14 protein-coding genes are annotated in these 22,268 nt (G+C 54.7%); 6 read left to right on the top strand and 8 right to left on the bottom strand.

All coding sequences use genetic code 11. The annotated features are described in order from the left end of the window. Positions 1 to 48: 48 nt before the first annotated feature. The 4 genes from FYJ74_RS05900 to FYJ74_RS05885 all read right to left on the bottom strand — a co-directional run bounded on the left by FYJ74_RS05900 (position 49) and on the right by FYJ74_RS05885 (position 5,232). Positions 49 to 1,503 (bottom strand): amidase family protein, encoded by a 1,455-nt coding sequence (locus tag FYJ74_RS05900; protein WP_326830884.1) that lies wholly within the window; start codon positions 1,501 to 1,503, stop codon positions 49 to 51. Positions 1,504 to 1,518: 15 nt separating this feature from the next. After that, positions 1,519 to 2,907, bottom strand: coding sequence for a short-chain fatty acid transporter (locus FYJ74_RS05895; RefSeq protein ID WP_154528658.1), 1,389 nt, complete (start codon positions 2,905 to 2,907; stop codon positions 1,519 to 1,521). A gap of 189 nt (positions 2,908 to 3,096) precedes the next feature. Further along, complete coding sequence (locus tag FYJ74_RS05890; RefSeq protein WP_154528657.1) at positions 3,097 to 3,543, bottom strand: HutP family protein; 447 nt, start codon at positions 3,541 to 3,543, stop codon at positions 3,097 to 3,099. Between the two features lie 246 nt (positions 3,544 to 3,789). After that, on the bottom strand, positions 3,790 to 5,232 hold the full coding sequence (locus tag FYJ74_RS05885; RefSeq protein ID WP_154528656.1) for an NAD(P)/FAD-dependent oxidoreductase: 1,443 nt from the start codon (positions 5,230 to 5,232) through the stop codon (positions 3,790 to 3,792). Between the two features lie 413 nt (positions 5,233 to 5,645). On the opposite strand from FYJ74_RS05885, the gene argH reads away from it, so the two are divergent. The 6 genes from argH (at position 5,646) to FYJ74_RS05855 (ending at position 13,060) form a co-directional block, all read left to right on the top strand. Beyond that, positions 5,646 to 7,142, top strand: a complete 1,497-nt coding sequence (argH, locus tag FYJ74_RS05880; RefSeq protein WP_154528655.1) for an argininosuccinate lyase — start codon at positions 5,646 to 5,648, stop codon at positions 7,140 to 7,142. Between the two features lie 42 nt (positions 7,143 to 7,184). Continuing rightward, the gene (locus FYJ74_RS05875) at positions 7,185 to 8,255 is read left to right on the top strand and encodes an NAD/NADP octopine/nopaline dehydrogenase family protein (protein WP_154528654.1); all 1,071 of its coding nucleotides are present in this window, start codon (positions 7,185 to 7,187) and stop codon (positions 8,253 to 8,255) included. Positions 8,256 to 8,289: 34 nt separating this feature from the next. Next, positions 8,290 to 9,270, top strand: coding sequence for a TAXI family TRAP transporter solute-binding subunit (locus FYJ74_RS05870; RefSeq protein WP_154528653.1), 981 nt, complete (start codon positions 8,290 to 8,292; stop codon positions 9,268 to 9,270). A gap of 282 nt (positions 9,271 to 9,552) precedes the next feature. After that, on the top strand, positions 9,553 to 11,475 hold the full coding sequence (locus FYJ74_RS05865; RefSeq protein ID WP_154528652.1) for a TRAP transporter permease: 1,923 nt from the start codon (positions 9,553 to 9,555) through the stop codon (positions 11,473 to 11,475). 75 nt (positions 11,476 to 11,550) lie between these two features. Beyond that, positions 11,551 to 12,249, top strand: coding sequence for a GntR family transcriptional regulator (locus FYJ74_RS05860; protein ID WP_195838818.1), 699 nt, complete (start codon positions 11,551 to 11,553; stop codon positions 12,247 to 12,249). Positions 12,250 to 12,305: 56 nt separating this feature from the next. Next, a protein-coding gene (locus FYJ74_RS05855) for an IS5 family transposase (RefSeq protein ID WP_154528726.1) occupies positions 12,306 to 13,060 on the top strand; the annotation gives its coding sequence in 2 pieces (ribosomal slippage) (positions 12,306 to 12,630 and positions 12,630 to 13,060; 756 coding nt in all). Positions 13,061 to 13,206: 146 nt separating this feature from the next. Here FYJ74_RS05855 and glgP read toward each other — a convergent pair. The 4 genes from glgP to FYJ74_RS05835 are packed head-to-tail and all read right to left on the bottom strand — an operon-like array spanning position 13,207 to position 22,175. Next, entirely contained in the window at positions 13,207 to 17,463 is a 4,257-nt protein-coding gene (gene glgP / locus FYJ74_RS05850) for an alpha-glucan family phosphorylase (protein WP_154528650.1), read from the bottom strand. A gap of 33 nt (positions 17,464 to 17,496) precedes the next feature. Next, complete coding sequence (locus tag FYJ74_RS05845; protein ID WP_154528649.1) at positions 17,497 to 18,678, bottom strand: glycoside hydrolase family 57 protein; 1,182 nt, start codon at positions 18,676 to 18,678, stop codon at positions 17,497 to 17,499. Positions 18,679 to 18,683: 5 nt separating this feature from the next. Then, positions 18,684 to 20,165 (bottom strand): glycosyltransferase, encoded by a 1,482-nt coding sequence (locus FYJ74_RS05840; RefSeq protein WP_154528648.1) that lies wholly within the window; start codon positions 20,163 to 20,165, stop codon positions 18,684 to 18,686. Then, positions 20,166 to 22,175 carry an amylo-alpha-1,6-glucosidase gene (locus FYJ74_RS05835; protein WP_154528647.1) on the bottom strand — a complete coding sequence of 670 codons (2,010 nt, stop codon included), beginning with the start codon at positions 22,173 to 22,175 and terminating at the stop codon, positions 20,166 to 20,168. It lies immediately after the preceding gene. Positions 22,176 to 22,268 lie beyond the last annotated feature (93 nt).

Genomic DNA, 22,268 nt, shown 5'->3' with positions numbered 1-22,268 from the left:
CCCTTTTTGGATCTGACAGCTCTTTTATTCTATGGCGTTAGACTTGTTTTACAATACCGGCGGCTTGCGGAAATGCGAATGCTGCTCGAAGGCGTAGGCGATGGAGATGAGGAGCGCTTCGCTCCATGGACGGCCGATGATCTCCATGCCGACGGGAACGCCGACCGGCGCGTTTTCGTCGGGAGCGAATCCCGCCGGCACGCAGACCGAAGGGAACCCCGTGGACGAGCAGAGCACGCCGTTGCGCTGCCGCTGGCTGGCGCCGCATTTGCAGACCAGCTGCTGCTGGTGGGGGTAGATCATCGCGTCGAGCCGCAGATCGGCCATGATTTTCAACACGCGAGTGCGGAGCTCGATTTTGTTGTACATCTTTTCAAGGTAACGCGGAGTACTGACCCCGAGCTTCATCGCGTCGCGCATGTTGCTTTCCGAGAACGGGTGGAACAGCCCTTTGTCGAGGATTTCCTTCATGCTGTGAACGGGCCAGTCGGCGGGCAGTTCCCTGAGATAGCCGTCCAGATCGCGGCGGAAATCGTCGAGATGAACGGACGTCTCGCTGCTCAGCCATGACTGGTCAATGTCGTCCCTGACGGGAACCAGTGTGGCTCCGTTGGCCTCGAATACCTTCATCGCTTCGCTCATGACGGCGTTGGTGGAGCGGTTGACGTCTTCCTTGCCGAAAAGGCTTTCCAGCACGCCGATGCGTTTGCCCGGCAGCGCGTTTTCGTCGAGATACTTTGCGTAGTCTTCCACGACGTGCCCGACGCCCCACGCCGTTTCCGCGTCGTCGGGATCGTAGCCGGCGATGACGCTGAGGCACCGCGCCGCGTCCTCCACGGTGCGGCAGATCGGTCCGGCCGTGTCCTGCGTCAGCGAGTAAGGAACGATGCCGGCCCTCGAGACCAGGCCGATCGTGGGGCGGATGCCGACAAGGCTGTTGGCCGAGGCGGGCGAACGTACCGAGTTGATCGTGTCGGTGCCCAGGCCGACGATGCCGATGTTGGCGGCGATCGTCGCGCCGGTGCCGCCGGAAGAGCCGCCGGGGGTGCGCGTCGGATCGTACGGATTGACCGACTGCCCGAGGATGGAACTGACCGTTTCGCCCCAGATGGCGAACTCGTGCAAGTTGGTCTTGGCGAGGATCAGCGCGCCGCTTTCGCGCAGCCTTTTGGTGACGAAGGCGTCTTTTTGCGGCACCCAGCCCTTCAGCGCGACGCTTCCCGCCGTCGTGGGCATGTCGGTCGTGTTGAAGTTGTCTTTCAGCATCACGGGGATGCCGTGAAGCGCTCCGCAAAGCCGACGTCTTTCCTTCACGTACGCGTCGAAGCGCTCGGCTTCTTCCAGCGCCTTGGGATTGACGCAGATGATGGAATTGATCCGCGATTCCAGACAGTCAATGCGTGCCAAATAGTATTCGCACAGCGCGCGGCAGGTCAGCGAACCGTCCAAATAGGCGGCGTGGACTTTGGCGACGGTCGCTTCCATGAAGTCGAAACCGGTCACGGGGATGACCTCTCTTTAGAAGGGCAGAACGGCGGCAAGCACGAAGATGAAACCGCTGAGCAGCATGATCGCCATGCTGTACCCCATGATGTGCTTGGCTTCCAGCCCAGTGATGCCCAGCAGGGCGATGGCCCAGAAGGGTTGGGCCATGTTGGTCCATGTGTTGCCGTAGCCGACCATCAGGCTCGTTTTGACCAGATCGGCGCCCATCAGCTTGGCCGACTCGATGGCGATAGGCCCCTGAACGGCCCACTGCCCGCCGCCGGAGGGCACGAACATGTTGACCAGCGATGAAGAAAGAAACGTCCACAGGTAGAAGGTCCCCTTGGTACTGATAGCGGCGATGCCGTTGGCGAGAATCAGCACGAGCCCCGAGTACTTGACGATGCCCATGATGCCGGCGTAGAGCGGAAACTGGAAGATGATGCCGGCTACGCCGGCGGTCGTGTCCTTGACGGCCTGCACGTAGTTGGCGATGTTGCCGTAGAGCAAAATGCCGACAAACAGGAAGAGCGCGTTGAGCATGTTGAAGTCAAGGGCGCCCAAGCCCTTCCGGCTGAAAGCCCAGAAGATGTAAACGAAGCCCATGGCGCAGAGCGCGAGGGAAATCAGCGGGCTGTAGTTAAGAACGTCGCCGACGGTCGGATTCTCGGGACGGCGTTTGACCTTCAAGTCTTCTTTTTCAATGGCGCGAACGGCGTTTTCGTCAAGGGGCATGAACTCGTCGGGATTCTTCGGCTGCAGCATGGCGGCAAAGACGGCGGGAAAGATCGCCAGCGCGACGGTGACGGCGATGTTCATCGGGTTGAGCATGAACTGCGACATGGGCACGATGCCCATCGTTTTTTCCAGAACGTGTCCCGGCATGGCGATAAACAGACCGACCGATGAACTGAGCATCCCCTGCCACGTCATCTGTCCCACGTAAGCCCCGGCGGCCAGAAGCCCGTACTCGAAGGGGATGCGCTTGAGCCGCAGATTGCGGGCCAACTCCTTGGCAAGAATGGCGCCGACGATCAGGCTCAGCCCCCAGTGAACAAAGGAGACGACGACGCTGACGAACGTGACCAGAAAAGCGGCGGAACGTCCGCTGTTGGGGATTCCCGCCAGCCCGTCGATCCATCTCTTGACGAGAGGGGCGTTGGCGACGCAGGAACCGGTGATGACGATGAGCGACATCTGCATGGAGAAGCCGAGCAGTTCCCATAATCCCTTGTACCAGTTTTGGATCATCTGCATCGGTCCCTGATCGGTCAGCGTGATCCCGAGGATAAACGCGATGAAAGTCAGCACAACGGCGAAAATGCTGGCGTCCGGCATGTATTTCAGCGACCAGCGCAGCATGACGTTGCCCATGCGGGTGACAAAAGTTCCGGATTTGGCGGCAGAGTTCTCGTGTGACATAGCAGTTCCTCCTTCTCGAATTTGTTCAGAACATGACGATGCAGCGAACCCCTCGGGGCGCGTAAAAAAATAAGAGAGCAAAACATTCTGCCCCGACCGAAACGTCGGAAACAGCGCTTTACTCTCTTACTGAGAAACCGTTTATCGTGGTGCCGTACTGGATACTGTATTTAATTGCCGGTACAAAAATCAATTGCCGAGGATCTGATAGCCGACGCCGATGGATTTGTGTCCCGACAGCTCGTGCATGGCCAGGTTGCCGTAGAAGCACAGCGTGAACTCTTCCCTGCGGCGCACGACGGCCGCCTTGAAGCAGAAGTTCTGACCGATGGCGTCGGAAGCGCGGGTACTCTGCGCCGTCTCGAGGACGCAGTGGCAGACCGGATGAACATGAGACCTTTTGCGTTCGATCACGTTCGTGTTCAGACAGAGATTGACCACGCTTCGCACGATGCTCGTCTGGCTGTCGATGCCGAACCCCGAAATCATCGTCGCGGCGCTGCGCAGGCCAAGTTTTTGATACTGCGCGATGACTTCCTTTTCGACGTCCTGATTCGGCGTCATGGCGAGGAGAATCGCCAAACGACAAAGATCGGCCTCGTTGTCGGGAATCATGAAATTCTCCCATGTTACCATGGCATCACTCTCCTCATCCGATGAAAAAATAAAAGCAAGTGAAAGCAAGCCTCATGGCCTGTTTTTACTTGCTTACTCAGATACTTTTACCGGCGCAAAAAAACTTTGGCTTTTTACTTAGTATGCTATGGATTCATATACTTTTCTTACGTCGAAAGTATATAACAGAATTCTTTCCCCCGTCAAGTGCCTTTTGTTCGATCGATTTTCATTCGAAGGCGCTGAAGCGGCACGGACATTTCCGCCTCACCGGCGCGGCATTTTCTCCAGCGCCAGGGCGATGAGGGCGAGGAAAGGATCGTCCACGGCGTTGTGCGCGGGGGAGTGGATGAAATAATGTCCGAAGAGGTCCTGTACGGTCTCGCGCCGCGCGACGACATCCACGAAGCGTTCGGCGAGGTGGACGGGATTGTCGCCTGCCGAGACGATCTGGAAGCCGAGGATCTGGCCGGGCTTGAAACCTTCGTCCTCGCCCGCGGAGAGGACGACTTTCCAAACGGCGTCCTTGCCCGAGGGCATGAAAGGGTCGCGGCTGCGCACTGGCAAGGAAAGCGAGATCGCGTTGAGTCCGGCGCGCCGGGCCGCTTCTTCGCTCCAGCCCACAGAACCCCAGTGCAGGCCGAAGATCTCGCTCACGCCCCAGAGGGTTGCCGGCGGAAGCTGCGCGGGCAGCCCGGCGATATCCATGACGGCTGTCATGGCCTGGCGCATCGCCAGCGTGCCGATCAGCGGCAGGACGGATTTGCCCGACGCGGCGTCGGCGATCTGCGCGGCGTCTCCCACGGCCCAGACCGAGGGCAGCGAGGTGCGCTGCGCGGCGTCGACGACGATGCCGCGTTCGATTTTCAGCCCCATGGCGTGCGCCAGATCGAGGCGCGGCCTCACTCCCGAGGCGAAGACGACCGCGTCGGCGGTGAGTTCTCCGCTGCGCAGCGTCAGCGTGCCGGGGAACCAGCTTGCGACGGCGTCGTTCAGGCGAAGCTCGACGCCGCGTTCGCGCAGGCGGCGCTCCACCGCCGCGGCCATGTCCGCGTCCAGCGCCGAGACGGCGTGCGGCAGCGCTTCCACGGCGACGACGGCGACGCCGCGGTCGGAAAGGGCTTCGATGATTTCCAGGCCGACGGCTCCCGTGCCGACGACGGCCACTTTTTGGGCGCGCGCGGCCAGTTCGTCCAGCGCGCGGGCGTCGGCGGCGCCCCTGAGGACGTAAACGCCGTCGGCGAGGCGCGAGCGGTCGACGAGCCGGTCGCCGACGGCGACCATCGGGCCGGAAGCGTCCCCCTTTTCTTTTAAGATTCCTTCCGCCGGCGGCAGCCAGGGAACGGCGCCGGGGGCGAGGATCAGGTTCTCGTAGGCGATCTTCGTCTCGCCCGCGGGGCCTGCGACCGTCGCGGTCTTTGCCGCCGCGTCGATCGACGTCACGGAGCCGAAAACGACGTCTTTCATGGCGTCGGGCGGCAGGCGTTTCTCCCGCGACAGATCGACGACCGTCGCTTCCGGTCCGTCGGGGATCAGGCGGCGTCCCACGCCGTAGGGCAGGCTGCAGATGACCGTAGGTTCCTCGTTCATCACCATGACCGCCGGTTCCACGCCGAAACGGCGGGCCGTGATGTACGACACGCGCCCGCCGGGGCCGCCGCCGACGATCAAAAGTTTTGCCGCGCGTACTGCTTCCTTTTTTTCAGACATGTTTCCGTTCCTCCTTCGGGGATTTTCCTGCGTCCGTTTCGCCGCTGCCGGCGCGTTCTTCGGACGCAGGGTGTTTGGGCGCTGTGGTCCCACTTTAACCGTCCGCCGGATTTCTTTCAGTGACGATGTCACAGTTCTCTCATGAAAGAGATGAAGGAGAATCTTATTCAATGTTTTTGTACTGGAACAAACTAGAGGAGTCCTTAAGTTGTTTGTAATTCTGCGTTATTTCTTGTTACTTTTAAAGAATTATCGTTTCTCGATTAGAACATGATGTTAATCTAATTATCACTTATATTTTGACATTTTAGAAGGAATTTATTCACGTATTGACTTTATAAACGAATAGCCTATACTAAATATAACGTCAAGTTGTCCGGACGACATGACGTATCTATGATTAGGAGGCTAATATGCGTGAAAGACTAAAAGCAGCTCCGAGTTTCAATCAAGAGAAATATTTAGGTGCTAATTTTCTAAAGGCATCTAATGAACGTTCTTTCTATAACATGTCACGTTTAAATCAAGCACATACGTTGATGCTCTATAGACAAGGAATTATTAGCCGACATGATGCGCAAATAATTCTTCGTTCACTCATAGCATTAGAGAAGAAAGGTAATACAGTCCTTACTCTTGATCCAAAATATGAAGATTATTATTACAATGTAGAGATGTATATTATTAATGATATAGGTATTGATATTGGTGGAAAATTACATACAGCAAGAAGTAGGAATGATCTCCATTCAACAATATTACGGATGGATATAAGGGATCGACTCCTTAATTTTTTCCCCCAGCTTAATGCTTTACGAAATACGCTAATTATAAAATCAGAAGAATATAAAAACGTAGTTATGACAGGCTACACGCATATGCAACCTGCACAGCCGATCACGCTAGGTTTTTATTTTGCTGGTGTAGCCGAAGCATTAGAACGTGACTTCGACAGAATTTATGCTACATATCAGCATCTTAATTATGCCACACTTGGTGCAGGAGCCTTTGCTGGTACAAGTTTTCCTATTGATAGACGCTTTACAGCTGAACTACTTGGATTTAAAGGGCCGATTGTAAATACTCTCGATGCAATTGCGTCACGGGATTATGTATTAGAAATCATCGCCACGCTTGCGATACTTGCCTCCACGATTAATCGGGTGGCTCATGATCTATATTATTGGTGTGCTGATGAGTTTAGATATATTGAACTTGATGATTCAATCTGCGTTACAAGCAGTATTATGCCACAAAAGAAAAATCCGGCCGTACTTGAATATATAAAGGCAAAATGTTCACATTTATTGGCAGCTTTTGCAGATGCATTTTGTTGTATGAGAGGAATTCCTTTCGCTCATAGCAGAGATCTGGGTGGGGAGACGACGCATCATCTGTGGGACGCCTTTATGGAGATAGAGGCTATGACAGTCTTAACAGAAGAAGTCTTGAATAAACTAAAAGTTAACGAAAAGAATATGAAAGCTCGAGTGAATGGGAATTTCTGTACCGCAACTGAATTGGCAGATGAGCTGGTGAGGGAAGAGCATATTTCTTTCCGTGTTGCCCATGAAATTGTGGGACAAGTAGTCATGAAATGTGTTGATGCAGGTCTCAACTGCCAAGGAATTACCAGCAAAAAGCTTGATGAAGCTGCTTTGAACTTTGCTGGGCGGTCATTTAAATGGACCAAGAAACATATAGATAAAGTAATGGATGCCACTTCTTCGGTAGAAAACAGGATCAGTGAAGGTTCTCCTCGTTCAGAAGAAACGGAAAAGCTTACAAAGCAAATGAGCTTAAAGCTTGACAATGATATTGATGCCTATAACAGATTACAAACTGAAGTTAAAGAAAGATACAGAATGCTCTTAGATAAAGTACAAGACGTGCTAAACAGTAACGATTGAGTGTAACGAATCTTGAACTATAACATTTTAGGAGGGGTTTAGATGGAAAAAAAATATGTAATAATTGGGGCAGGCAATGGAGGCCAATCACTTGCAGGTGACATGATTCTTCGTGGTTTAAAACTGTCTGCTATTTATGACATTAACCCCGTTCCTATTAAAGATATTAAAAAAATAGGTGGGGTTAAAATGAGCGGCCCTATTGTTGAAGGCTTTGCGCCTGTAGCATTTGCAACAGATTCTCTTGGAGAAGCCATGTCTGCAGGAAATGTTTTTCTCGTCACGATTGTCAGTAACTTTCATCCTGCACTCGCAAAGCAGATGGCTCCCTTTATCAAGCCTGAACATACGATACTCTTAATACCCGGTAATTCCGGGAGCTCCATTCTATTTCGCCGTGCGCTTGAAGCAGCAGGAGTTAAAGAAATTCCACTCATTGGCGAAAGTGGAAGTATGCCATATGCGACGAGGCTTATTGGTCCTGCTCATGCTGGAATCAAAGCACGTAAAGCTGTTCTTCCCATTGCTGCGCTTCCGGCAAAAAGAAATGAAGAACTCTTTAACATCATCAAGCCAGTTATTCCAGAAATTATTCAAGAACGGGATTCTCTCAGCGTTGGTATGAATAACGTCAATCCAAAGGGACACGTACCTAGCTACCTGTTCAATCTCGGTAAAGTAGAAGCACCAACTGAAAATGACAAGGATTTCCATGCTTGGGGTACGAAATCAACCATCAAAATCGAAGAACTTTATGACAAAGAACGTATGTCTGTTATGAATGTTCTTGGGCTTCATCCTGTCTCTGGTGATGAAACAAGTAAAATGTTTTATAAGGGTGTTCATTACGTACCGCTTCCTCAGGAAAAAGGAATTTCAGCTAATGCTGCTCAAGTTCCTGATCGTTTTATCGACGAAGATGTACCACTGAATATGACGCTGGTCTCCGATATTGGCAAGAAGTTTAACGTTCCTACTCCTGTAACGGACCTGCTTATTGATGTTGCGAATATTATCAGAGAGCGTGATTTCAGGAAAGACGGAACTAAACTTTTAAATTTAGGGTTCGAAGGTAAGTCGGTAAAAGAGATTCAAAGATATATTATGGGGTGACTGTTATTAAATTACTATTAAGGGGTGAGTAACAATGATGAAACGTATTTTTGTCCTTACAACTGTCTACGCTCTGGCATTGTTAACATTTACTTTTGTCACTACAGCAGGGGCACATTCCTCGACACGAATGGCCCTCGGCACTTCTTCGATCGGTGGAACGTACTATATCCTTGGCACAGGCTGGGCAAACTTAATGAATAAAAATGTCGATGGGGTAGAAATCTCAAGCGAAGCAACGCCTGGTCCAATTACGAACATGCAGTCCATGAAAAATGGAGATATGGAGCTCGGCTTGGTTACCACATGGCTTGGTGGCGAAGGTTATCGGGGAATAGGGTGGGCAAACGGAACTAAATATGAAAATTGTCTTGGTGTAGTTCCTCTTTACTGTAGTGTTCTTTATATTTTTGCTCCTAAAGACAGTAGCATCAATACGATTTATGATCTGCAGGGCAAGCGAATTGCATGCGGCGCTCCGGGATCTACAAGTGGTGATGCGGTTAAAGCATTGCTAAGTGTTCTCAATATTCAACCACAGAGCGTTGCCGGCTTGAGTTCGAATGGCATGTGTGATGCACTGAAAGATGGTACAATCGACGCAGCCTTTGGCATCACTGGAATTCCTGCAGCATGGTTGCTCGACCTTGAAACCACTAAAGAACTGAAATTTATTTCTCTGACAAATGAGGACTTTGTTAAAATTTTTGAGAAATACCCTTTCTGGGGACGTGCTGAAGTACCGGCAAATACCTACAAAAACCAGAACTACAACTGGCCGGTGCTTTCTTTCTGGAATATGCTTGTTGCTGATAAAAGTGTTTCTGAAAATGTGATTTATAGCTTAACTAAAGCTACATACGATCTACATGAGGATCTAGTATCAATTGATCCAAACGCTAAGTCAATTTTATTTGAGAATATTGATAAAATGACAATGCCGCTGCATCCCGGCGCGCTTAAGTACTACAGAGAAAAAGGGGTTAAAGTTCCTGAATGGTTGATCTTGAAATAATAATGTTCACAGGTTATACTAATTCTTGATAGAAAGTATTAACATAGTTTTCTGGGCGCTGCGAGGGAGTTCAGTCGCTCGGACATACTCGACCGCTGCGCGGTCTGCGCAGCTCGCTTTGTGAATCTCTTCCGCAGCGCCCTTGTGTTCGGCTCTTTAATTAAGAAATAGTATTATATCTAAGGCGAGGAACACTGGAGTGAGAATCTCGGAGTCTTCGCCTATTTTTTATCGGAACTTCTATGAAATTAAAATCTAAGAATAAATCTAGGTGATAACTAAATGCTTTTTATAAAAAAACGAGATGAGGCTGAAGAAATTATTGAAGGGGTACCTAAGCGGAAATTGAAGGGGGCATGGAAACTGGTCATGTACACATTGGGTATCATCATGTCTCTTTTTCACATCTATGGCCTAGCTGTAGCTCCAATGACTCGCTGGTATCTTTATACATTTCATATTATGTTCGGCTTGGTAATGACGCTTGCACTTTATTGTGCTAGACACTGCTCGGTAAAAAAATCAGTCCCTTGGTATGATATTATGCTGATCATTGCAGCAGTCAGTTCTGCAGTCTATATGTGTATAGACGCGCAAGCAATGGCTTATCGTATTGGCTCCAACCCGAATGTGCCGGACCTGATATTTACGGGGATAATCGTTATCTTAGCTTTGGAGTGTACCCGCAGGACAAGCGGCAATATTCTTCCTACTATTGCTGTTTTTTTTCTCCTTTATTCATACTTTGGAAAGTATATCCCTGGTGCCTTGGGGCATAAGGGATATCGCTGGCAGAAAACATTGAGCTATATGCTAAGCTATGATGCTATTTTAAGTACGCCGTTGAGTGCTTCAGCAACAATGGTTTTCCTGTTCATTCTGTTTGGCGCGTTTTTAAGCATGTCTGGTTCTGGCCCATACTTTATTGATATGGCATTAAGTTTCGCTGGCGCACGTCGTGGCGGACCAGCAAAGGTGGCAGTGATTTCTAGTGCGTTATTTGGCACTGTATCCGGCAATTCTGTAGCTAATGTTGTGTCTACCGGTGCTTTTACGATTCCTATGATGAAGTCAATTGGGTATAGGAACCATTTTGCTGGCGCTGTCGAAGCTACGGCCTCTACCGGTGGTCAAATTATGCCACCTATATTAGGTTCTGCGGCATTTATTATGGCGCAGTTGATTGGGGTACCATATCGTACGATTATGCTGGCATCACTAATTCCTGCCCTATTATATTTTTTTACTGTTTTTGTGATGGTAGACCTTGAAGCTATAAAAGACAATCTTGTTGGATTATCCGTAGATAAGCTGCCGAAAAAATCTATGATCTTAAGGAATATGTATATGTTATTACCACTGATTGTCCTTATTTATGTACTGTCTGTAATTCAAGCAAGTCCCATCAAAGCCGCATTATATGGTATCTTTTCAAGCGTAGTAGTTTATGTGGTTAATAATAGGAAATTTAGCTTAAAGGCTGTCTTTGGTGCGCTTAGTTCTGGTGCTATCGCAGCTTGTCCCCTGATTTCCAGTTGTTGTACAGCTGGTATTATCATCGGAGTTCTGAATATGACTGGCGCTGGAGTCAAACTAGCCAGTGTGATTGTTTCAATTGCGGGTAACTCTCTTGCATGCGCACTTTTTTTGACCATGATCACAAGCATTATTCTTGGCATGGGGTTACCTACAACAGCCTCATATATTATCTGTGCTGCTGTTGCTGCACCAGCGTTGATTCAGCTTGGCCTCTCGAGTTTACAGACGCATATGTTTATTTTCTATTTTGCTTGCATCTCTGCTATTACTCCTCCTGTTGCGATGGCAGCTTATGCGGCAGCAAGTATCTCTAAAAGTAGCCCGATGAAAGTTGCTTTTACTTCATGCAAAATTGGTGTCTCTGCCTTTATTGTGCCATATATGTTTTGTTATGCTCCTTCACTGCTAGCACAAGGGAGTGTTGGACAAGTTATACTTGCCACCCTAACAGCAGTGCTAGGATGTTCAACGCTTTCGTATGGTTTTCAACAACAGTGTGCCATTCCTCTGATGAGACTGAGTAAAACCTCCAGTATTTTTCTCATAGCTTTCTCTCTCTTATTAATGTACCCTGGGCTTCTTTCTGATGCCATAGGGTTAACTGGTTGTGCAACTGTCATTGGTTTTAATTATATCCTTTTGAAGAGAGAAAAAACTCAAATTTGAACGCGAATGTATGGTATAATCTCTTTGCCTAATCTGGATGTTCGGACATTCATATATTTAAAGAAGGGCATAAGAGTGCAGAAAAAAACAGGTGTTGCTTTATATTATCAAGTGATTGAATACATTCGAGAAAAAATTGAAAGTGGGGAGTGGTCCGCAGAAACAAGGATTCCTAGTGAACCTGATTTATGTTCGCAATTTGGCGTTTCTCGTGCTACGATCAGACAGGCTCTGAACGGACTAGTTCAAGAAGGTCTTATTGTCAAACGTCAAGGCATAGGAACGTTCGTAGCTCAGCCTGCTCTTGTAGGGGATTTGATTAGATTTGTGATTCCAGAGAAATTAGGATCACAGCATTCAATTATTAGCATAAACGCGATTAGTCCAACATTATCAATAATAAATCGACTGAAGCTAAAGGCAGATGATAAGGTTATTGAAATATATAGAATTCGTCTTTTCTCTAACTCTAAAGAACCAGGGTCACTAGAAAAAACTTACTTGCCTCAGGAAATCTGGAATGGTATTAGCGGATATGATTTTACTCAACCTATTTATAAGATGATTAAAGAGAGATATCATTACGAAATGAAACACTTGCTCTCTGAAGTACGACCAATAGCTATAAATGATGATGAAGCCTTATATCTACAGTTACCTTCCCAAACACTAGCGTTACTGTTATACCGTACATGGCTAGAGAAAGACAAACCAATTATGTTCACTAAAATTATTTTTCCAGCAGATAAATGTCGCTACCTTTCTATTAGTTGAATTAGAGCGTGTTCACACTAATAGACAATTACCCAACAGTAATCTATAACGTGCATATGGAAATTACGCAAGGACAATATGAGCGAATTGAAAAACACTTGCCCCGTCAGCGCGGGAATGTGAGCATGAGCAATCTCCAACTGATCAATGCGATACTGTATGTCACCGAAAACGGCTGTAAATGGAGGGCATTGCCGAAATCCTATGGAAACTGGCATACGATTTATGTACGCATGAACAGGTGGAGCAAAAACGACGTTTTACAGCGCCTGTTCGAAGCGTTGCAAATGGAGAACATTATTCGCATAAGAGTCGAATCGGTCTGCCTGGACAGCACTTCGGCAAAGGTCCATCCCAACGGAACAGGCGCTTTAAAAAAAGAGGAAAACAGACCATTGGAAGATCGAGAGGCGGGCTCGCAACGAAGATTCATATGGTCACCGCAACTGACAGATCGGCTGTCAGCTTCGCGCTCTCCGGAGGAGAAGCCCATGACTCGCCGGAAGGCCTGGCTCTGCTTGACAAGCTCATAAGAGTTCCAGAGCAAAAATACATCCCGATGGACAGAGCTTACGAGGGAGAGAGTATGCGGAAGAAAGCGATGGAGAAAGGGTATTCTCCGGTTGTTCCTCCCAAATCGAACCGCAGAGATCCATGGGAGTATGATAAAGAGAGATATAAGCAACGCAACGAGATCGAGCGATATTTCCTGCGTCTTAAGCGATTTCGGAGAATATTTACCCGTTACGATAAACTTGACGTGCTGTTTTGTGGATTCATCTACTTTGCTATGATTGTAGATGCGTTTTAGCGTGAACACGCTCTAATTGAGAAATAGTATAAAACACGCCATATTACCCCATAGAACGTGATATGTCACAACAACAACGGCTGTCTCCTCTTCCCAAAAATGGGAAGAGAAGACAGCCGTTGTCCTTTTGTGGTTTTAGAGATCTGCTAGCCCCACTGGATCAGGCCCGTGTCGAACAGGTTGTCAAGGTCGGGATTGTAGGCGAGGACGCGCAGGCCGTAAAGGTAGCGGCCGTTGTGGGTGGGCGTGTAGGCGCCTTGATAGACGAGGCGTCCCTGATCGTCGCTGCCGGTGCAGGGGAGCGCGAGCACGTCGGGTTTTTCGATGAAGTTGCGCTCGTCGCTGCGTCCGGCCACGAACTGGAGCTGCAGTTCTTCGGGTTTCATGGCGCCGGGCACGACATACGCGGTGACGCTGAGCGGATCGGTGCAGGCCACGGCGTTCTGCACGAGGCCCTGGACTTGGATCTGGTCGATGCGTACGCCGGCGAAGCGCGCTCCAGCGTCGGCTTTCCATGCCGCGAGCGTGCGGGGCAGCAGGCGGTTTTGGGCGCGCATTTTCACGTGGCGCTGCGCAGCCGGGCGGTAACATTCTTCGAAGTACTGGCGTACCATGCGTGCGCTGCTGTACTGCGGGCTCAGCGTGGCAATACTGTTTTTCATGCGCGCGATCCAGCCGTGGGGGAGGCCGTCGTCGGAGCGTTCGAAGTAGAGCGGCGCTACTTCGTCTTCCAGCAGCGCATAAAGGCTTTCGGCGTCGGCGTAATCGCTCTGCTCGGCGGGCGCGTCGTGAATGGAGGTGACGCGGGGGCCGATGGTCCAGCCGTTGAGGCCGTTGTCGCCTTCGCACCACCAGCCGTCGGACACGCTCAGGTTGAGCGTACCGTTGGGGGCCGCTTTCTGGCCGCTGGTGCCGCTGGCTTCGTAGGGGCGGCGCGGCGTGTTCAGCCACACGTCGCAGCCCTGCACCATGATTCTGGCGACGTCGAGGTTGTAGTTGGGGATGAAAAAGAATTTGCCGAAGAATTCGTTTCGGCTGGCGAGCACGATTTTCTGGATCAGGTCGTTGCCCTGCGTGTCGGCCGGATGGGCTTTGCCGGAAAAGACGAGGATCACGGGACGCCGGGCGTCCGAGAGGATCTTCGTCAGCCGCGCCAGATCGGCGAGGACGAGCGTGGCGCGCTTGTAGGGCGCGAAACGGCGCGCGAAACCGATCACAAGCGGCGCTTGTTTCCATTCGGAGGAGGCTTTTTGGAACGCCTTGGGCGACGTCTTCTTGAGCAGATCCAGCAGGACTTTTTTCTGTTCCTGCTTGGCCTGCCACACTTCGGCGTCGGCGATCTGTTCTACATTTCGCCATTGCGGCGACTGCGGCGGCAGCGCGCTCCAGTCCGCGCCCACCGCCGTTGCGAGCAGCGCCGCCGCGGGGGAGCCCGCAAAGCTGTTCAGGTGCACGCCGTTGGTGATGTAGCCGATGGGAATCTCTTCCGTGGGCACGCCTTTCCAGTTGAACTGCCACATGGCGCGCGACACGCCGCCATGGAGGCGGCTGACGCCGTTGCTGCGCATGGCGTGGTTCAGCGCCAGCAGCGTCATCTCGAAATCGCCGGAAGTTCCCGGGCGGGTGCCCAGGTTCATCAGCTCGTCGCGGCTGACGCCGATGCGCCGCGCCAGCTCGTCGAAATAGCGGTGCATGAGCTCGGCGGAAAAGCGTTCGTTGCCGGCGTCCACGGGCGTGTGCGTGGTGAAGACGCTGTCGCCGCGCACTACTTCGCGGGCGGCGGCGAAGCTGAGGCCGCGGGTCAGGCAGAGATGGCGGATGCGTTCCAGGACCATGAAGGCCGAATGCCCTTCGTTCATGTGGTAGGCGCGCGGATGATAGCCCAGCGCCGCCAGCGCGCGCGGTCCCCCCATGCCGAGCAGGATTTCCTGGCGGATGCGCGTGTCGCGGTCGGCCACGTAGAGGCGTTCGGTGATGCGGCGGTCTTCCTCGGTGTTCTTGGGCGTGTCGGTGTCGAGCAGATAGAGCGGCACGCGCCCGACCTGAACTTTCCAGACGCGGGCGAAAAGCGTGCGCCCCGGCAGGTCGAGCGACACGTAAAGGTGTTCGCCGGTCTTTTCGTTTTTGACGCGGCTGATGGGCAGCAGCCGGAAATTGTTCTCGGGATAAAGCGCCGTTTGGTGCCCGTCGGGAGCGATTTTCTGCTGGAAATAACCGCACTTGTAGAGCAGCCCCACGGCGACCAGCGGGATGCGCAGGTCGCTGGCCGACTTGAGGTGGTCGCCGGAAAGCACGCCGAGACCGCCGGAGTAAATGGGCAGACTTTCGTGAATACCGTACTCGGTCGAAAAGTAGGCGACGGGCGTTGTAGCCGTCAATTCGGGAATCGACTTGTCGAAAGGCGCCTTCATGTCGGCGTCGAATCGTTCCAGGGCGCGGCCGTAAAGCTGCACGTATCCTTCGTTCTGCGCCAGCTCGACAAATCGGCCATGATCGGTTTTCCCCAGCAGCTCGACAGCGTTGTGACCGATTTTGTCCCACAGGGCCGGATCGACGCGGCGGAACAGCGGCTCGTATTCAGGATGCCAAGTCCACCAGAGATTGTGCGCCAGTTCGTCGAGGCGGCTCAACTTGTCCGGGAGCTTGACCGAACTGGTGAAACCGTGCAGCAGCGGCGTCACCGACGGCGTGCCGGTGAAGACGCGCGTCAGGATCTCGTCGTCCATGCGCGAAACCGGCCGCGTGGCCACGCGCTCGCGAGCTTGATTTGCGGCGAGGGCGTAGGCGTCATCGTAGTGCCGGTAGAAGGTGGACCAATCGGTCTTTTCGGCCAGCGCGCGGGCGGCGGCGCGGCGTTCCGTCAGCGCTTTCTCCGGCAGCGAAGCCAGCTCGCCCATCAAAGAGGCCAGTTTTTTCACCGTCGCCTCGTAAGGCGTATGGCTGCGTTCAATGACGACGATGCCCTCGTTCTCGCCCTGTTCGCGCGCCCACAGGCCGAAGCCCGCCAGATCGCTGGTGACGGTCGGCACGGAATTGGCCGCGGCCTCCTGAGGCGTGTATCCCCACGGCTCGTACCACGAGGGGAAGATCCCCGCGTCGCAGGCTGACAGCACATCGTCGTAGGTCATGCCGAAGAGGCCGTCCTGCCCGTCCAGCAAGGCGGGGTTGAGGACCACCTGCACGGCGTTTTCGGGACGGTTGTCCAAGCCGAGGCGGGCGCAGGCGTTCAGGATCGGGTCGTGGACCTTGTCGAACACTCGATGGGCGGTGATCCAGAAAGGCGCGTCGTCGGGCTTCTGGACGGGATCGCCCGAGAGCGCCCGCTCGTCAATGCCGTTGTGTCCGTTCATGACGGCGCACAGGGCGATGACGGGCGGTTCGCCCGCGGAACGCGAGCGGTTCAGTGCCGCCGCGGCGTCGAGAAACAGGTCGATGCCTTTGTTGCGGAACTCGTAACGTCCGGAGATCAGGAACAGGCGGCTGTTTTCCGGCAGCGGACGGCACAGCAGTCGGCCGACGGCGGCGAGAATTTTCTTCTTGTTGGCGGCGGGCGCGGAACGGTCGCCGCTGTAATCGGGAATGGAGCTCAGGCTCAGGCCGTTCGGCGTCACCAGGTCGGGACGGCGGCCGAGAAACGCCGCCGCCTCGTGAGCCGTGAGGGCGCTGACCGTCGTGAAACAGTCGGCTTCGCGCGCGGCGGCCGTTTCCATGGAACACTTGGCGGTGATGTTGAAGTTGTCGGCTTCGCGCGCCGCGTTGATCTGATCCATCTCGGCGTAGATGTCGCGTCCCGCCCCGGCCATGGAGCGTCCCAGTACGGTGGCGTGAGTGGTGAACACCGTGGAAATGGAAGGCGCGTGCTTTTTCAAATAGAGCAGGCCGGCGCCGCACATCCACTCGTGAAAATGGGCGGTGACGGCGCGTTCGCCTTCGTTCTCGTCGGAGATGACCTGCGAAAACGCCGCGATCGCCTCGCCGCAGGCCATGCTGAACATCACCGGTTCCACGTAGTCCCACGCGCCGGTGAGCGAATCGACGCCGAAGTCGCGCCACAGATCGTAAAGGATCTGATTCTGATTGTAGCGTTCCTTCCAATCCACCAGGACCGCTTTGGGCGAACCGGGGATGTCCCAGCGCCCGAAGCGGCATTTCAGATTGTGAAGCGCCGCGGCGCGTCGGAACGTCTCCCACAGGCGGCCTTCCTCGCCTTCGGAGGAAGCCTCGATGAATCCAGGGTTCTTGTCGCGCGCCGGACCGAGCAGAAAATAGTTCTGTCCGAAGCGCTCCACGGCCTGCCGGGCCTTGGTGGCGACCACGGTGTAAATGCCGCCGACTTTGTTGCACACTTCCCATGAAACTTCGAAGAGCGTGGCGGGAAGCTGGGCCGAATCCTTATGCGTCATGAAATACCCCTTTGCTCGGATCTCTCGTGATTTTTAGCCGTCCAGCGTCATTTTGAAGTCGGACAGCACGTTCATGTAATTGATATAGGCGTCGTAGGGCGTGCCGTAGGGATTGAAGTATTTGTGCACGTCGCCGTCGGAGAACCATTTGGTGCACATGTAGTAGAAATGATCCGACGTCTGCAGCCGCCGCCAGGTGCGCAAAATGCCTTCGTCGCCGTCGGCCAGAACTTTTTCCTTGAGCGAGTAAACGGTCTCGATGGCGTCGCATTCCATGTCGTTGCCGATCCAGGCGGTCAGGTCACGTTCCACGTCGGCCCAGGAAATGGCGTTGGGCACGTCGATGCGGGCGATGGGCGAGTAACGCTCGGCCGCCTGCGAGGGCGTGACGAAATCGAAGTTCGGATCGGCGAAAATGGCAGCCGGCAGCGCCTCCATGAAGTCGAAGATGCCCGTTTCGGCCCATTGGTGTTCGCCGAACGTCTCGTAGTCCATGAAGAGGTTGATCAGTTCGCCGGCTCCGTTGACGGCGTGCGCCCAGCCGGCGAACTTTTCGGCGGTGAGCGGCCATTGATCCCAGCCGCGGTTGGAAAAGCGAAAGGCGATGTCGTCGGACAGCCGGTAGTTCTTGAGCAGCAGCTTCAGCTTCGTGCAGCTTGACGGCTGGTACATGTAGTTGGGGCTGCGCCAGCCGAGGATGTGGTCGGCGCCTTCGGTGAGGATCGCCTCGTAGCCCATGTCCTCGACCATGCGCGCGATGTCGTTGCGGTAGATCAGCTCGGTGTTGCGGAACACGCGCGGCGTCGCGCCGAAGTGTTTTTTGATCAGCTTGTCGTGCAGCGCGACTTGCGCGCGGAACTCGTCGGGATCGTACAACGCGGCCAGCGAATGGGCGTAGGTCTCCGAGATCAGTTCGACGCAGCCCGTGTCGACAAGCGTGCGGAAGCTGTCGAGAATTTCCGGCTGGTACTCTTCGAACTGATCCATGGCTGTGCCCGAGAGCGAAAACGCGACGCGGAAGCGCCCTTCCCAGCGACGGATCATTTTCAGCAACAGTTCGTTCATGGGCAGATAACATTTCTGCGCCACTTTATCGAGGATGGTGCGGTTGACTTCGGCGTCCTCGTAGAAATGATCCTGCCCGATGTCGAAGAAGCTGTAGTGTCGCAGCCGATACGGCTGATGAACCTGGAAATAGAAACAGATCGATGGCATAGCGCTCAACTCCTCCGGATGCAGTCACGGTAAATTGCGTTCAGGCGATCGGCGGCTTCAGACCAGCGGATGCGGCGCAGATCCTCGCGACTGTTCTTCACCATCGCTTCGGCCAGTTTCGGGTAGGCGAGCACGGCGCAGATTTTGTTGGCCATCTCCTGAACGTCCCAAAAGTCCACCTTCAGCGCGTTGCGCACCACTTCGGCGACGCCGGACTGCCGCGAAAGGATCACCGGCGTGTCGCAGATCATGGCTTCCAGCGGGGCGATGCCGAAGGGTTCGGAGACGCTGGGCATGACGTAAAGGTCGCAGCTGGCATACATCCGTTCCACGTTCACGCCGGACTGGAAGCCGGGAAAGTGGAACGCGGTCCCCATGCCCAGCTGGGCGATGCGGCGCACCATGCGGTAGAACATGTCGCCGCTGCCGGCCATGACGAAGTGCACGTCGGGCATGCGTTCATGCACGAGCCGAGCGGCTTCGACGAAGTAGTCGGGCCCTTTTTGGTAGGTAATGCGGCCCATGAAAAGCACGCGCTTCTCCCGATGCGGCGGGATGCCTCGCCAGCCCAGCTGCGATTCGTTGCGGTTGACGGCGTTGTGGACGACTTCGATTTTTTCGTCGGGAATCTGGTAAAGGCGCATCACTTTGCTCTTGGTGTAATAGCTTACGGCGACCACGCGGTCGGCGGCGGTCATGCCGGCCCACTCGATGTGGGCGATCTCGGGATTGACGTTTTCGCCGCTGCGGTCGTGTTCCAGCGCGTGGATGTGAGTGATCAGCGGCTTGCCGGTGATCTGCTTGATGAGGATCCCCGCCGGGTAAGTCATCCAGTCGTGCACGTGGATCACGTCAAAATCTTCTTCGCGCGCGATCTGCGCGGCCGCGAGACTGTAGCGGTATACTTCGGACATCAGATCTTGACCATAACCGCCGTGGATTTCGACTGGCTTCCAGCGGACGGCCGCGTCTTGCGGCTGTGAGGGCGACGCAGCGGCGTCGGCGGGTTGAATGCTCCCGTCGAACTGCGGCAGCCCGAGGCGGCGAAAGATTTCGCCTTTTCCGCCGGCGCTTTTGGTTCGGCGGTTTGCCCCGCGCTGGCCGAGTCGTTGTTCGTAACGTACCGCGCTGTCGTAGGGGCGGAGGCTCGACCTGATGCCGCGCACGACCATCCGCGCGGCAAACTGCTGAAGCTCCGCGATGCTGCAGTTTTGCCGCGGCCTTGTACCGTTTTGGGAATGGCTGTCCGGCGCGGCCATGGCGCGCCCCGCCTCCGGTTCGCTCCGCGAGACGACGGGGATCAGCGTTCCCGAAGCGGAACGCAGCCTGACGTGCGACTCGGGGTGCTCGGTCAAGCGAGTCTGCGGCATGATGAAAAGCACGTCGGTGCCTTTTCGCAGCAGCGCCTGCGTGATGCCGTAACAAGCGGTGCCAAGGCCTCCGCTTTTGTCGGGCGGAAACTCCCAGCCAAGCATGAGCACGCGCATTTACATCGTCTCCTCTCGCAGGTGCGCCTCCCAGCGACGATACACGCCGGGGGCGGCGCGCCGCATTTTTTTCAGGACGCGCAGCAGTTCCGCCACGCTCCAGGCCTGGGCGACGGCGCCGTTGGGGCGGTACGGCGGCGCGGCGTCGAAGATTTCGGCCACTGAACCGACGCCGTACTCGCGGAGATGGGCAGTGCACAGCGGCGTGATCGTCCCCAGCAGATGCCGGGCGGCCGCCGGCCGATCCCACAAAGCGAAGAGCAGGGTATCGCCGTAGGCTCCCAGCAGCCACGGCCAGACGGTGCCTTGGTGATAGGCGGAATCCCGTTCTTCCGGCGAACCTTCGTAAAGCGATCTGTAGTTGGCGTCGGCGGGCGACAGCGTGCGCAGTCCATACGGCGTGAGCAGCAGCGTGCGCACCCGGGCCAGCATCTCCGCCGCCAGCGGCCGGTCGAGCACCGGTTCGGGCAGTGAGGCTGCGAAAAGCTGGTTGGGGCGGAAGCTCCAGTCGGCGCCGTCCGCGCGCCATACGTCGGCCAGGTAACCGCGCTCTTCGCTCCAGAAGCGGCGCTGGAATTCCTTTTTCAGCGCCGCAAGACGCTTTTTATCCCACGGCGGCGTTTCGCCCAGGGCAGCGGCGGTCTTGCCGGCAAAAACGAGGGCGTTGTACCACAGCGCGTTGATTTCCACCGGGCAGCCCCAGCGCGGCGTTACCGGCCGTCCGCCGACCGACGCGTCCATCCACGTGAGCTGGGTGTCGGGAGCGCCGACGTGGAGCAAGCCTGACTCATCCATGCGCGTGTGGGGGGCGCGTCCGTCCGCGTACGCGGCGATGATCTCCTTGACAGGCTGCCAGCACAGATTTTTGACGAGCTGCAGCCCATTGGAGGCCTGTTCGGTCATCTGCTGAACGGCCCAGACGTACCAGAGCGAGGCGTCGGCGGAATTGTAACTGTGATGGACGCCGTCGGCTCCGTAACAGTTGGGGATCAGGCCGTTCTTTATGGCGCGTCCCGCGCCCGCGAGGATGTCCACCCCCTCCTGGCTGCGTCCGGCGCAGAACGTCAGCCCCGGCAGAGCGATGAAAGTGTCGCGCCCCCAGGCGTCAAACCACGGATAGCCGGCGATCACGATTTTTCCGTTGCGCGGGCTGTCGATGAGGAATTTTTCGCCCTCCCGCTCGAGATGGGCGGTCAGGCTTTCGTCGTCGCTGCGGCGGAGGCGGCGCTGCGTTTCGTCGTTCCAGAGTCGCGCCAGCCGTGCGGCTTTGCCGGTTGGCTGCAGCGCGGCGCTGAGGATCACGGGACGCTGCGGCGCGAGTTCGATCTCGAACAGGCCGGGCTGAAACAGGTCTTCCGCGTAGGGGAAGCCGCGCTCGCGCTCGATCAGGTATTCGGCGTTGTAGTACCAATCGGGCGACGGCAAAAACGTGAAACGTCCGTCGGTCTGCATGAACAGCGGCGGCATCCCGTCATAAGGCTCGACCTTGAAGCCCGCTGTCTCCGGCCAGGTACGCACGTGCAGATTCATGTTGGCGTGCGTGAGCGCGTGAAAATTCCGGTAGGCGAGCAGCGGCTTGATTCTCAGCTTGGCCTGCGCGGCGCCGCCTTCCAGCGAATAGCGGATCAGCACGCGGTGTTCGCCGTGCGGCATGACGATCTCGCGCGTCAGCACGACATCGCCGATGCGGTAGCGGAACAACGGCCAGGCGCCGATCTCGGCCTCGCGCAAATATTCGTGCCCCTTGGGGAAAAAGTTGCCGGGATGCTGGCGGCAGGAGAAGAAGAACTCGTGCCCGCCAAGCAGCAGCGATTCTTCCAGCGCCGACAGCAGCACGTGACGCCCTGCCGGACGGTCGAGATTGGCGACGAAAAGTCCGTGATAACGGCGCGTGTTGCACGAAACGATAGAGCTGGAGGCGTAATCTCCCAGACCGTTGGTTTCCAGCCACTCCAGGCGCAGCGATTCACGCAGGTTCTGGCATATCGCTTTGTTGTATTCGAAGTTCATGTCTGTTCCCTCCTCCGAGCCCTGAAGTGCGGCATTGATATTATTTCCCACTTGTATTATAAACACTTGCACGAGTGATTGTAAATCAAATCT

It is taken from the genome of Pyramidobacter porci (genome assembly GCF_009695745.1).
Lineage (GTDB): Bacteria > Synergistota > Synergistia > Synergistales > Dethiosulfovibrionaceae > Pyramidobacter > Pyramidobacter porci.
This window is presented reverse-complemented; position numbering and strand designations above follow the sequence as displayed.

What these genes read in the sequence shown, in the direction of transcription:
- FYJ74_RS05895 (WP_154528658.1), bottom strand. Translation starts at nt 2,907, where the DNA reads ATGTCACACGAGAACTCTGCCGCCAAATCCGGAACTTTTGTCACCCGC.
- FYJ74_RS05890 (WP_154528657.1), bottom strand. Translation starts at nt 3,543, where the DNA reads ATGGTAACATGGGAGAATTTCATGATTCCCGACAACGAGGCCGATCTT.
- FYJ74_RS05885 (WP_154528656.1), bottom strand. Translation starts at nt 5,232, where the DNA reads ATGTCTGAAAAAAAGGAAGCAGTACGCGCGGCAAAACTTTTGATCGTC.
- argH (WP_154528655.1), top strand. Translation starts at nt 5,646, where the DNA reads ATGCGTGAAAGACTAAAAGCAGCTCCGAGTTTCAATCAAGAGAAATAT.
- FYJ74_RS05875 (WP_154528654.1), top strand. Translation starts at nt 7,185, where the DNA reads ATGGAAAAAAAATATGTAATAATTGGGGCAGGCAATGGAGGCCAATCA.
- FYJ74_RS05870 (WP_154528653.1), top strand. Translation starts at nt 8,290, where the DNA reads ATGATGAAACGTATTTTTGTCCTTACAACTGTCTACGCTCTGGCATTG.
- FYJ74_RS05865 (WP_154528652.1), top strand. Translation starts at nt 9,553, where the DNA reads ATGCTTTTTATAAAAAAACGAGATGAGGCTGAAGAAATTATTGAAGGG.
- glgP (WP_154528650.1), bottom strand. Translation starts at nt 17,463, where the DNA reads ATGACGCATAAGGATTCGGCCCAGCTTCCCGCCACGCTCTTCGAAGTT.
- FYJ74_RS05845 (WP_154528649.1), bottom strand. Translation starts at nt 18,678, where the DNA reads ATGCCATCGATCTGTTTCTATTTCCAGGTTCATCAGCCGTATCGGCTG.
- FYJ74_RS05840 (WP_154528648.1), bottom strand. Translation starts at nt 20,165, where the DNA reads ATGCGCGTGCTCATGCTTGGCTGGGAGTTTCCGCCCGACAAAAGCGGA.
- FYJ74_RS05835 (WP_154528647.1), bottom strand. Translation starts at nt 22,175, where the DNA reads ATGAACTTCGAATACAACAAAGCGATATGCCAGAACCTGCGTGAATCG.